The organism is Escherichia sp. WS3227_2, assembly GCF_046486495.1.
GTDB lineage: Bacteria > Pseudomonadota > Gammaproteobacteria > Enterobacterales > Enterobacteriaceae > Escherichia > Escherichia coli.
Map to the genome: position 1 here is coordinate 174749 of NZ_JBJQLG010000006.1, position 12214 is coordinate 186962.

The following is a 12214-nucleotide window of genomic DNA, read 5'->3' on the forward strand; positions in this document are numbered from 1 at the left end:
TTAGCCTGTCTGGGCGGATTCAGTTGCAGAATCAGATAAATACTTAAAGGGCGCAGACGTCGCGCCCTTACTAAAGCATTACAGCAACTCAAACTCGCCTTTCTTAACGCGTGCGGAATCAGTGCCGATAAAGACATTGAACTTGCCAGGCTCGGCGTCATATTTCATCTGTTGATTCCAGAACTTCAGCGCCTCGATATCAATCGGGAAGCTGACGGTCTGAGTTTCGCCCGGTTTCAGGGTGATTTTCTCAAAACCTTTCAGTTGTTTCACCGGGCGACTCATAGAAGCCGTCACATCCTGCAGGTACATCTGCACTACCGTCGCCCCTTCGCGCTTACCGGTGTTCGTCACCTGCACACTGGCGGTCACTTTGCCGTCACGCTTCATGGTCGGCGCGGAAAGTTTCACATCAGAGACGGTGAAAGTGGTGTAGCTCAGACCATAGCCGAACGGATAAAGCGCCCCGTTAGCTTCATCAAAATAACGCGACGTGTATTTGTTCGGCTTATCGGCGTTATACGGGCGACCGGTATTCAGATGGCTGTAGTACACCGGGATCTGCCCGACAGAACGCGGGAAGGACATCGGCAGCTTGCCGGACGGGTTGTAATCGCCAAACAATACATCGGCAATCGCATTACCCCCTTCCGTACCCGCAAACCAGGTTTCCAGAATCGCATCAGCCTGCTGATCTTCTTTCACCAGCGCCAGCGGACGCCCATTCATCAGCACCAGCACCAGCGGTTTACCAGTGGCTTTCAACGCCGCAATCAAGTCACGTTGGCTTTGCGGAATAGTAATATCGGTACGGCTGGAAGCCTCGTGCGCCATCCCCTGAGCTTCACCGACCACAGCCACCACCACATCAGATTGTTTCGCGGTCTGCACCGCTTCATCAATCATCTCTTGCGGCGAACGCGGATCGACTTTGACCGCTTCTTCATACTGATTCAGGAAATCGATAATGCCTTTGTCACTGGTAACGTTCGCCCCTTTGGCATACAGCACTTTACCGTTTTCACCGACGGCATTTTTAATCCCGGTCAGTACGGTCACGGATTGATCGGCAACACCGGCTGCGGACCAGCTGCCCATCACGTCACGTTTACTGTCCGCCAGTGGCCCAACCACCGCAATGGTGGCCGATTTTTTCAGCGGTAACGTTTCTAGACGGTTTTTCAGTAACACCAGGCTTTCACGCGCCACTTCACGCGCTTCTTTACGGTGCAGGCGGCTTTCGGCATTGGTATCCACTGGGTCAGACTCTTTCGGCCCCAAATGGCTGTATGGATCGTTAAACAACCCCATATCATATTTAACGTTCAGTACATGACGGGCAGCGTCATCCAGCTCTGCCATGGTCACTTTGCCAGACTTGATCAACCCAGGCAGATACTTCGAGTAGTACTCGTCGCTCATGCTCATGTTGATGCCGGATTTCAGCGCCACGCGCACCGCATCTTCCGGGTCTGCCGCCGTGCCATGTTTAATCAGCTCTTTGATTGCGCCGTGATCGGAAACGGTGATGCCTTTAAAGCCCCACTGGTCGCGCAGAACATCTTTCAGCAGCCAGGAGTCGGAGGTGGCTGGCGTACCGTTCAGCGAGTTCAGCGCCACCATCACCGCGCCGCTGCCTGCGTCCAGCCCCGCTTTGTACGGCGGCATATAATCATTAAACAGGCGCTGCGGACTCATATCGACGGTGTTGTACTCTTTACCGCCTTCTACCGCGCCGTAAGCGGCAAAGTGTTTGACGCTGGTCATCACCGAGTAGCGATCTGCCGGACTTTTACCCTGCATCGCTTCCACCATGGTTTTACCCATTATTGAGGTGAGATACGTATCTTCGCCAAAACCTTCGGAAGCACGTCCCCAGCGCGGATCGCGCGAGACATCGACCATTGGTGCCCAGGTCATATTCAGGCCATCATCTGCTGCTTCATAAGCAGAGACACGTCCGACCGTTTTCACCGCATCGAGGTTAAAAGACGAGGCCAGACCGAGGCTAATCGGGAACACCGTGCGCTGACCGTGCAGCACGTCGTAAGCAAAGAAAAGAGGAATTTTCAGGCGGCTTAATTCCATCACCTGATCCTGCATGGCGCGGATATCCTGACGGGTTACGGTGTTGAAAATCGCCCCAACCTGCCCGTCTTTGATCATCTCGCGGATCGCCTCTTTCGGATTATCCGGGCCGACGCTGATTAAGCGCAGCTGACCAATTTTCTCATCAACTGTCATTTTCTTAAGCAGTTCGGTGACGAACGCATCCCGCGCTTCAGGCGTTAAGGGATGGTTACCGAATAAATCATCCGCCAGTGCTGGCTGCAGGGCCAGACTCACCGCGATTCCTACTGAACATAGCCATTTCATATGGATTTTTCTTCCTCTGTTGCCCGACGAGGCAGCGAAAATGGTGCAAAAACCGTAGTTTGCCATAAGCATGATAGAGAGAGAAAAAGAATGCTCAGTTTATTGTCTGAATTTTCAAAATATTCACTCGCTGAATTGTCATACAAGGCGCTATTCTAGTTTGTGATATTTTTTCGCCACCACAAGGAGTGGAAAATGTCTTCCATGACAACAACTGATAATAAAGCCTTTTTGAATGAACTTGCCCGTCTGGTCGGTCATTCACACCTGCTCACCGATCCCGCAAAAACGGCCCGCTATCGCAAGGGCTTCCGTTCTGGTCAGGGCGACGCGCTTGCTGTCGTTTTCCCTGGCTCACTACTGGAATTGTGGCGGGTGCTGAAAGCCTGCGTCACCGCTGACAAAATTATTCTGATGCAGGCTGCCAATACAGGCCTGACCGAAGGATCGACGCCAAACGGTAACGATTATGATCGCGATATCGTGATCATCAGCACCCTGCGTCTCGATAAGTTGCACGTCCTCGGTAAGGGCGAACAGGTGCTGGCCTATCCGGGCACCACGCTTTATTCGCTGGAAAAAGCCCTCAAACCGCTGGGACGCGAACCGCACTCGGTGATTGGCTCATCGTGTATAGGCGCATCGGTCATCGGCGGTATTTGTAACAACTCCGGCGGCTCGCTGGTGCAGCGTGGCCCGGCGTATACCGAAATGTCGTTATTCGCGCGTATAAATGAAGACGGCAAACTGACGCTGGTGAACCATCTGGGGATTGATCTGGGCGAAACGCCGGAGCAAATCCTTAGCAAGCTGGATGACGATCGCATCAAAGATGACGATGTGCGCCACGATGGTCGTCACGCCCACGATTATGACTATGTCCACCGCGTTCGTGATATTGAAGCCAACACGCCCGCACGTTATAACGCCGATCCGGATCGGTTATTTGAATCTTCTGGTTGCGCCGGGAAGCTGGCCGTCTTTGCGGTACGTCTTGATACCTTCGAAGCGGAAAAAAATCAGCAGGTGTTTTATGTCGGCACCAACCAGCCGGAAGTACTGACCGAAATCCGCCGTCATATTCTGGCTAACTTCGAAAATCTGCCGGTTGCCGGGGAATATATGCACCGGGATATCTACGATATTGCGGAAAAATACGGCAAAGACACCTTCCTGATGATTGATAAGTTAGGCACCGACAAGATGCCGTTCTTCTTTAATCTCAAGGGACGCACCGATGCGATGCTGGAGAAAGTGAAATTCTTCCGTCCGCATTTTACTGACCGTGCGATGCAAAAATTCGGTCACCTGTTCCCCAGCCATTTACCGCCGCGCATGAAAAACTGGCGCGATAAATACGAGCATCATCTGCTGTTAAAAATGGCGGGCGATGGCGTGGGCGAAGCCAAATCGTGGCTGGTGGATTATTTCAAACAGGCCGAAGGCGATTTCTTTGTCTGTACGCCGGAGGAAGGCAGCAAAGCGTTTTTACACCGTTTCGCCGCTGCGGGCGCAGCAATTCGTTATCAGGCGGTGCATTCCGATGAAGTCGAAGACATTCTGGCGCTGGATATCGCTCTGCGGCGTAACGACACCGAGTGGTTTGAACATTTACCGCCGGAGATCGACAGCCAACTGGTGCACAAGCTCTATTACGGCCATTTTATGTGCTATGTCTTCCATCAGGATTACATCGTTAAAAAAGGCGTGGATGTGCATGCGTTGAAAGAACAGATGCTGGAACTGCTTCAGCAGCGCGGCGCGCAATACCCTGCCGAGCATAACGTCGGTCATTTGTATAAAGCACCGGAGACGTTGCAGAAGTTCTATCGCGAGAACGATCCGACCAACAGCATGAATCCGGGGATCGGTAAAACCAGTAAGCGGAAAAACTGGCAGGAAGTGGAGTAAAAATTACGGATGGCAGAGTATCGCCATCCGTCATTCATTTAATCGTTCTGTGCCGTCTGCCCCGCCGCCGCCATCTGGGCGGCTTTTTGTTTTTTATAGCTCAACGCTGCTGCCGGAACAGGCATCACTTTACCGGTTTCAATCCAGGTACGCAGGCGGCTGGCATCGGCAAAATGGGTATATTTGCCAAACGCGTCCATTACTACCAGCGCCACCGGTTTATTATTGATAACCGTACGCATCACCAGACAATGGCCCGCCGCATTGGTAAAGCCGGTTTTGGTTAACTGAATATTCCAGTTATCGCGATACACCAGATGATTAGTATTGCGGAACGGCAGCGTATACGTCGGGTTAGAGAAGGTTGCCATATCTTCCCGGGTAGTACTTAACTGACCGATCAACGGATATTGTTTGCTGGCAATGAGCAGTTTGGTTAAGTCACGGGCAGTTGAAACGTTATGCACCGACAATCCGGTCGGTTCAACAAAGCGCGTATTGTTCATTCCGAGCGATTTCGCTTTCGCATTCATCGCCTTAATAAAGGCTTTGTAACCACCGGGATAATGGTGCGCAAGGCTTGCCGCCGCGCGGTTTTCTGAAGACATCAACGCCAGCAACAGCATATCTTTACGGCTGATTTCGCTGTTCAGTCGTACGCGCGAATAGACCCCTTTCATCTCCGGCGTCTGGCTGATATCCACTTTTAGTTTTTCATCCAGCGGCAGTCGCGCATCCAGCACAACCATCGCGGTCATTAATTTGCTGATAGACGCAATCGGACGCACCAGATCCGGGTGGTTCGAATAGATCACTTTGTTGGTATTCAGATCAACAATCATCGCGCTACCGGAGGCAATTTCCGGCTGTGAAGCGGTGGTAGCGGCTGCCGTTTTCGCAACGGCCTGCGGTGCAAAAGGCACAGCCAGCATCAGGGCCAGGCTAAATAAAGAAACTCGAAATTTCGGCATGATGAGCATTCAGATAGTGGTTCACGCGCACAGGTTGCGCACCGCCGGAGTAAGGATTTACTGAGGCTAGCGACGCCATCATAACGAGCAAAAAGTGCGATCGTCAAAGGAGAATCGTGAGGAAATGCTGCATTGCTGACATTTACGCCAGCAATGCAGCGCAAAAGAACTTTCTAGAACAAACGATAACCGTAGCCCCATAGTATAACGGTAAGGGCGAGCAGCACTTCCAGCACCAGCACGCCAATCGCCAGCGTCGAACTGGAGAAGCTAAGGCCTTCCTCTTTGTTGATATTCAGGAAGCTCGGAATACCGAGATAAAGCAGGTAGCCGGTGTAAAACAGCGCCACCGTGCCGACCAGCGCACACAACCAGACCAGCGGATAAAGCGCCACCAGACCGCTTAAAAACAGCGGAGTTGCAACGTAGCCCGCAAAGACCATGCAGTGCGCAAGTGACGGACGCTGCGGATAATTGCGCGCCATCCACCAGATGACCCGCCCCATCACCGCGACCCCAGCCAGCATAACGCCATAAAACAAGACAGCCAGCGCCAGTCCGGTAAACCAGGATAACTTCAGGATAGTGCCATCGCCAAAATTCCAGCCAATTTGTGTGGTGCCAATGAAGGCGCAAATCACCGGAATCGCCGCCATCAGCAAAACGTGGTGGGTGTAGTGATGAGAAATCGTTTCGTTTTCGCGATTAATCACCTGCATTTCACGATCGGGATGGGAAAACAGTCCCCAGACATGGCTCATACCGCCCCCTTGTTGTGAGTTCATGAACCTGACAGTTCAAGTATAAGTCAGCTTGTGATTATTTTTTGTTCGCTCATGTAATTTGCACCGTCTGATGTACGTCCTTTTTCAGCGTGAACTATTCACAGGGTGTATGCTTACAGGCAAGCAAAGGGAGACAGACTGGCCTATGGATCTCAATACACTCATCTCACAATATGGTTATGCCGCGCTGGTGATCGGTAGCCTGGCGGAAGGTGAAACCGTGACTTTGCTGGGAGGCGTTGCGGCACATCAGGGGCTATTAAAGTTCCCGCTGGTGGTACTTTCTGTGGCGCTTGGCGGCATGATTGGCGACCAGGTGCTTTATCTGTGCGGGCGGCGCTTTGGCGGCAAGCTATTACGCCGTTTCTCGAAACATCAGGATAAAATTGAGCGGGCGCAGAAACTTATCCAGCGCCATCCGTATCTGTTTGTCATTGGTACGCGTTTTATGTATGGCTTTAGGGTGATTGGCCCGACGCTGATTGGTGCCAGCCAGCTGCCGCCGAAAATCTTTCTGCCACTGAATATCCTTGGCGCATTTGCCTGGGCGTTGATTTTTACAACTATCGGTTACGCTGGTGGTCAGGTGATTGCGCCGTGGTTGCACAATCTCGACCAGCATTTGAAGCACTGGGTCTGGTTGATTCTGGTCGTGGTTCTGGTGGTAGGCGTGCGCTGGTGGCTGAAACGGCGCGGGAAGAAAAAGCCGGATAATCAGGCGTAAAGCAGTTGCCACAGATAAGCATTCACGCCACACCCGGCACCGGGTGTTCCATGCCTGATGCGACGCTGGCGTGTCTTATCTGGCCTAACCCAATGAAATATCCACGCACCTCACTGCGCTATTCTGGGTTGAACTGTGGATTCGCCAACATAAAGCCGCCATCCACTATCAACGACTGCCCGGTGGTGTAATTTGCGCCCTCCGAACAAAGCCACACCACCAGGCTGGCAATCTCATGCGTTGCGCCAAAACGCCGCAGAGGAATCGAAGGCTCCGCGTCGGGCTTCACGTCGCCATCATCCATGCCGTTCATTGGCGTGGCAATCGCCCCAGGCGCGACTGCGTTCACCAAAATCTTATGCCTGACCAGCTCCAGCGCCATCGCTTTGGTTAGCCCGCCGAGCGCATGTTTAGCGGCTGTGTAGGCGCTGGCATCCGGCAACGGCGTATGTTCATGTACCGACGTAATGTTGATGATGCGGCCGCCCTGCCCTTGTTTCACCATCTGACGGGCCGCAATTTGCGAGCATAAAAATGCACCATCGACATCAACGGTAAAAATCTTGCGCCACTCATCAAAAGCCATATCAAGAAACGGCGCTTTGGTCATTGCGCCCGCATTATTCACCAGCACATCAATACGCCCCAGCCGTTGAATGAGTTTCTCCAGCGCCAGTGCCCCTTCTGGTAGATTGCCGAGATCCAGCTGCACGATCTCCGCACGTACGCCGTGGCTAACTACCTCACGCGCGGTATCTTTTGCCCCTTCTTCATCAGAGTGCCAGGTAATGCCAATATCAAACCCCTGCTGCGCCAGTAATAACGCGCACTCTTTGCCGATCCCCGAATCGGAGGCGGTAATAATCGCGACCTGTGCCATCGAGTTCTCCACTTAACGCTGAATAAACGTTAAGTATAGAAGACGTATATCATCAGCGTTTGTAACCCCCGCCCAACGCACCAGTGAGTTGAATGGAGGCATCCAGCCACTGCCCTTGCAATAACAGGCCATTGGCCCGCTCGCGAAGCGCCGGGATTCTGGCTTCGCTGACGCGGGAACCGGCAATGATGCCCGCGTTAAAGCGCGCCTGCGCAAGACCTACTACACGCAAGGCATCGCGCTCAATTTGCGCCTGATGCTGGTTTTTCTCCGCCAGTGTCTGAACCTGACTGGCTGCCCGCGCCACGTCATTCACCGCTTCAACCACCGCTTTGTTGTAGCTGGCGATAGACAAGTTGCTTTCGGCTTTTGCGATATCGAGGTTGGCGTTAAGACGACCACTATCGAAAATGGGTAGCGTCAGGCCTGCCGTAACGCCCATTTGCTGCGCGGAATGACGGAACAGATCGCTTAAGTGCAACGCATCCTGTTGCAGGAAGGCCATCAGGTTGATGTCAGGATAAAATGCCGCTTTTGCCGCATCAATAGTGCTTAACGATGACTCAACGTACCAGTGCGCCGCCTGCAAATCTGCCCGCCGGGCCAGTAAGGAGTACCCCAGTTCATCAGGAAGCTGGCTTGCCACTTTCGGCAACGCGACCGGATTAAGCTTCAATGCCTTTGTCTGGTGATTTGTAAGTGCACTTAACCGTGCCTCAATAATTTTCATTTTCCCCGCGACATCGTTGAGCTGCTGCCGGGTTTTGCTGGCATTAATATCGGTTTCCACACCTTCAACTGAAGAAGTAATCCCGTTCTGATATAGCTGGCGATCGGTGGCGATAATGGTGTTCTGCTCTTTTTCGATTTGCTGTAAGACAGTGTTTAACGCCGCCTGGGTTTGCCACTCCCAGTACAGGCGGGCTACGCTGCCAGCCAGCAATTGGCGGGTTTGCTCGCGTTCCGCCGCCCGTGCTTTAACCGTTCCCAGGCGAGCAGTTACCTCCGCCCTATTCTTTCCCCAGATATCGAGATGCCAGCCCGCCGTTAAGCCAAAAGTACCGTTGGTGTACCACGGACCGGTCGTACCTGCGGCCGGATCGTTCAGAGCAAACGGCCCCATTAAGCCTTCTGCCGACATTTTTTGTCGCTCCATATCCGCAGAAAAGTCGATCTGCGGACCATCCTGAGTGGCAACTGCCTTCGCCTGGGCTTCAGCCAGCTGAATGCGCTGTTCAGCCACCTGCATATCCGGTGCGCTCTGTAGTGCGTTATTAATTAAGGAAGTGAGTTGATTATCGTGATACTCCAGCCACCATTGGCTGTCTGGCCAACCATTTTTCAGCGCCGTGGGTAATGCGGTGTCAACTTGTGCAGCGGGCGTTTGCTGGCTTAACGTCTGGCGGGTTTCATGCATAGGTGCACACCCGGCCAGCATCAGTAACAGCGGAAAACAGGCGATGGCTGGATAAAAGGAATCACGATTCATGGGGGAATAATCAGGTAAGAAAAGGTGCGCGGAGATTACCGTGTGTTGCGATATATTTTTTAGTTTCGCGTGGCAATACATCAGTAGCAATAAAACGACATATCCAGAAAAATATACACTAAGTGAATGATATCTTCCGATTTATCTTAATCGTTTATGGATAACGGCAAAGGGCTTCGTTTTTTCCTATACTTATTCAGCACTCACAAATAAAGGAACGCCAATGAAAATTATACTCTGGGCTGTATTGATTATTTTCCTGATTGGGCTACTGGTGGTGACTGGCGTATTTAAGATGATATTTTAAAATTAATTAATGTCATCAGATCCGAAAATAACGAGAATATTTCAGTCTCTCATCCTGTTGCGCTCCTGTCATGTGCATTGCTTCATATAATCACTGACGCAAGGAGCGCGCAGGGGGCGACCAATCGCCGCCGCCCCCTGCACCCCCGGGCTCTGGCGAACAAAATCGCCGCTGCGCGGTGCCCTCGGCTTATCCCTTACGGCTACCGGGTCGGGCGCGAGGTAACATCCCTGTAAAACGCGCCCTCAGCCCACATCCATGTGGGCTGCCCCGGCCTTCAGGGAACGCCTCGGCGATTTTGACGCCACCAAACAACCGTGCGGCCTATTGATAAAGAGCTAACACATTGTCAAAAAACATCACTATGGTTTCTTAGAGTTTCTCGATATCAATTGCCTGAATAGCCCTTGCAATATCATGGGAATTATTCAACACCCGAACATGCTGAAATAATTCCGTTGCTTCATCGTATTCTTTACGCAAATAACTCAACCACTGTTTAATCCGCGCTACGTGATATAACCCGGTATCGCCCTGCTTTTCCAGACGGGTATATTTTTGCAGCAAAGCAACCACCTCCGGCCACGGCATTCGCGGTTCGTTATATTTCACCACCCGGCTCAGGTTGGGAATATTGAGCGCCCCGCGACCAATCATCACTGCGTCACAGCCACTGATCGCCATGCATTGTTGCGCACTCTGCCAGTCCCAGATTTCACCGTTGGCAATCACCGGAATATTCAGCCGCTGGCGAATCTCGCCAATCGCCTGCCAGTCAATATGCTCCGCGCGGTAACCCTGCTCTTTTGTCCGCCCATGTACTACCAGCTCCGTAGCGCCAGCCTGTTGCACCGCATCGGCGATTTCAAATTTCTTCTCACCGCTGTCCCAGCCCAGACGCACTTTCACGCTGACGGGCAAATGCGCCGGTACAGCTTCACGCATCGCTTTTGCACCCTGATAGATGAGTTCAGGATCTTTGAGTAACGTCGCCCCACCGCCGCTACCGTTAACCGTTTTCGACGGGCAGCCGCAATTGAGATCCACGCCCCAGGAACCTAACTCGACTGCACGGGCGGCGTTCTCTGCCAGCCATTGTGGGAACTGGCCTAACAACTGCACGCGCACCAGCGTACCGGATGGTGTCCGGCTGGCGTTTTGTAGCTCAGGGCAAATGCGATGAAAGACTTTTACCGGCAGCAGTTGATCCACCACGCGGACAAACTCGGTGATGCACAGATCGTAGTCGTTAACTTCGGTCAGCAATTCACGCACCAGAGAGTCGAGTACACCCTCCATCGGAGCCAGTAACACACGCATATCATCACCCGCAAAAAAATGAGGCGCTATGTTAGCGCCTATGGTCAGCGGATTAAAGGTCTGCAAAGAGGGATTACTGCAAACTGCAATCCCTCTCTATGCTTGATGTATGCCTGAGTTCGCTGCTCATTGCGTAATACCGGGGAGCGAAAAAATAAGCGCTGATTTCTTAATGTGATCGGTAGCACGTTTTACGAATTAATTGTATGATGAATCCATCTCATCTGGGGTGTTGATTATGAGTAAGACACTGAACATTATCTGGCAATATTTACGCGCTTTCGTCCTGATTTATGCCTGCCTGTATGCAGGCATTTTCATTGCTTCCCTGCTACCGGTAACCATTCCGGGCAGCATCATCGGAATGCTGATCCTGTTTGTCCTGCTGGCCTTGCAAATTCTTCCGGCAAAATGGGTTAATCCGGGGTGCTACGTACTGATTCGCTATATGGCGCTATTGTTTGTACCGATTGGCGTAGGCGTCATGCAATATTTTGATTTGCTCCGCGCACAGTTTGGCCCGGTAGTGGTTTCCTGTGCAATCAGTACGCTGGTGGTTTTTCTGGTGGTGAGCTGGAGTTCACAACTGGTACACGGTGAACGTAAAGTCGTAGGTCAGAAAGGATCAGAAGAATGATGGCGAATATCTGGTGGTCATTACCGCTGACATTGATTGTCTTTTTTGCCGCCCGCAAACTGGCGGCACGGTATAAGTTTCCCTTGCTTAACCCGTTGCTGGTAGCAATGGTGGTGATCATTCCTTTTTTAATGCTGACCGGCATCTCTTACGACAGCTACTTTAAAGGTAGCGAAGTGCTAAACGATCTGCTGCAACCGGCGGTCGTCGCGCTGGCCTATCCTTTATATGAGCAGCTACACCAGATCCGCGCGCGCTGGAAATCGATCATCACCATCTGTTTTATCGGCAGCGTGGTTGCGATGGTGACGGGGACTTCCGTGGCATTGTTGATGGGCGCTTCTCCGGAAATCGCCGCGTCAATCCTGCCGAAATCAGTCACCACGCCTATTGCAATGGCGGTTGGCGGCAGTATTGGCGGTATTCCGGCAATCAGCGCAGTTTGCGTGATTTTCGTCGGCATCCTCGGCGCTGTGTTTGGCCATACATTGCTTAATGCGATGCGTATTCGTACCAAAGCTGCGCGCGGTCTGGCGATGGGGACAGCCTCGCACGCCCTCGGTACGGCGCGCTGCGCCGAGCTGGATTATCAGGAAGGTGCGTTTAGTTCGCTGGCGCTGGTGTTATGCGGGATTATTACTTCGCTGATCGCACCGTTCCTTTTCCCGATTATTCTGGCAGTAATGGGCTAAAATTTGCGATGCGTCGCGCATTTTTGATGTAAGTTTCACGCGTTGCATAATTAATGAGATTCAGATCACATATAAAGCCATAACGGGTTCGTAAACTGTTATCCCATTACATGATTATGAGG

11 protein-coding genes are annotated in these 12214 nt (G+C 52.2%); 5 read left to right on the forward strand and 6 right to left on the reverse strand.

Annotated elements, in window-relative coordinates:
- Positions 1-78: 78 nt before the first annotated feature.
- A complete protein-coding gene (bglX, locus tag ACJHXB_RS10695; RefSeq protein WP_000871482.1) occupies positions 79-2376 on the reverse strand; it encodes a beta-glucosidase BglX in 2298 nt (765 codons plus the stop codon).
- Positions 2377-2571: 195 nt separating this feature from the next.
- Between bglX and dld the strand changes: the two genes are divergently transcribed.
- Entirely contained in the window at positions 2572-4287 is a 1716-nt protein-coding gene (dld, locus tag ACJHXB_RS10700) for a D-lactate dehydrogenase (protein WP_000097382.1), read from the forward strand.
- A 38-nt stretch (positions 4288-4325) separates the two neighbouring features.
- Here dld and pbpG read toward each other — a convergent pair whose 3' ends face one another.
- Both pbpG and ACJHXB_RS10710 read right to left on the reverse strand, forming a co-directional pair.
- The gene (pbpG, locus tag ACJHXB_RS10705) at positions 4326-5258 is read right to left on the reverse strand and encodes a D-alanyl-D-alanine endopeptidase (protein WP_001319943.1); all 933 of its coding nucleotides are present in this window, start codon (positions 5256-5258) and stop codon (positions 4326-4328) included.
- Between the two features lie 173 nt (positions 5259-5431).
- On the reverse strand, positions 5432-6019 hold the full coding sequence (locus ACJHXB_RS10710; protein WP_001295454.1) for a Yip1 family protein: 588 nt from the start codon (positions 6017-6019) through the stop codon (positions 5432-5434).
- A 169-nt stretch (positions 6020-6188) separates the two neighbouring features.
- Between ACJHXB_RS10710 and ACJHXB_RS10715 the strand changes: the two genes are divergently transcribed.
- Positions 6189-6767, forward strand: a complete 579-nt coding sequence (locus tag ACJHXB_RS10715) for a DedA family protein (protein WP_000365433.1) — start codon at positions 6189-6191, stop codon at positions 6765-6767.
- A 118-nt stretch (positions 6768-6885) separates the two neighbouring features.
- Here ACJHXB_RS10715 and ACJHXB_RS10720 read toward each other — a convergent pair whose 3' ends face one another.
- On the reverse strand, positions 6886-7647 hold the full coding sequence (locus ACJHXB_RS10720) for an SDR family oxidoreductase (RefSeq protein WP_000079535.1): 762 nt from the start codon (positions 7645-7647) through the stop codon (positions 6886-6888).
- A gap of 52 nt (positions 7648-7699) precedes the next feature.
- A complete protein-coding gene (gene mdtQ, locus ACJHXB_RS10725) occupies positions 7700-9136 on the reverse strand; it encodes a multidrug resistance outer membrane protein MdtQ (RefSeq protein WP_001078164.1) in 1437 nt (478 codons plus the stop codon).
- Between the two features lie 223 nt (positions 9137-9359).
- Between mdtQ and yohP the strand changes: the two genes are divergently transcribed.
- Positions 9360-9443, forward strand: a complete 84-nt coding sequence (gene yohP, locus ACJHXB_RS10730) for a small membrane protein YohP (protein ID WP_000691708.1) — start codon at positions 9360-9362, stop codon at positions 9441-9443.
- A 372-nt stretch (positions 9444-9815) separates the two neighbouring features.
- Here yohP and dusC read toward each other — a convergent pair whose 3' ends face one another.
- A complete protein-coding gene (dusC, locus tag ACJHXB_RS10735; RefSeq protein WP_001525051.1) occupies positions 9816-10763 on the reverse strand; it encodes a tRNA dihydrouridine(16) synthase DusC in 948 nt (315 codons plus the stop codon).
- Between the two features lie 238 nt (positions 10764-11001).
- Between dusC and ACJHXB_RS10740 the strand changes: the two genes are divergently transcribed.
- Both ACJHXB_RS10740 and ACJHXB_RS10745 read left to right on the forward strand, forming a co-directional pair.
- Positions 11002-11400, forward strand: coding sequence for a CidA/LrgA family protein (locus ACJHXB_RS10740; protein ID WP_001299855.1), 399 nt, complete (start codon positions 11002-11004; stop codon positions 11398-11400).
- On the forward strand, positions 11397-12092 hold the full coding sequence (locus tag ACJHXB_RS10745; protein ID WP_000968208.1) for a CidB/LrgB family autolysis modulator: 696 nt from the start codon (positions 11397-11399) through the stop codon (positions 12090-12092). Before ACJHXB_RS10740 ends, ACJHXB_RS10745 begins: the two co-directional genes overlap by 4 nt.
- Positions 12093-12214 lie beyond the last annotated feature (122 nt).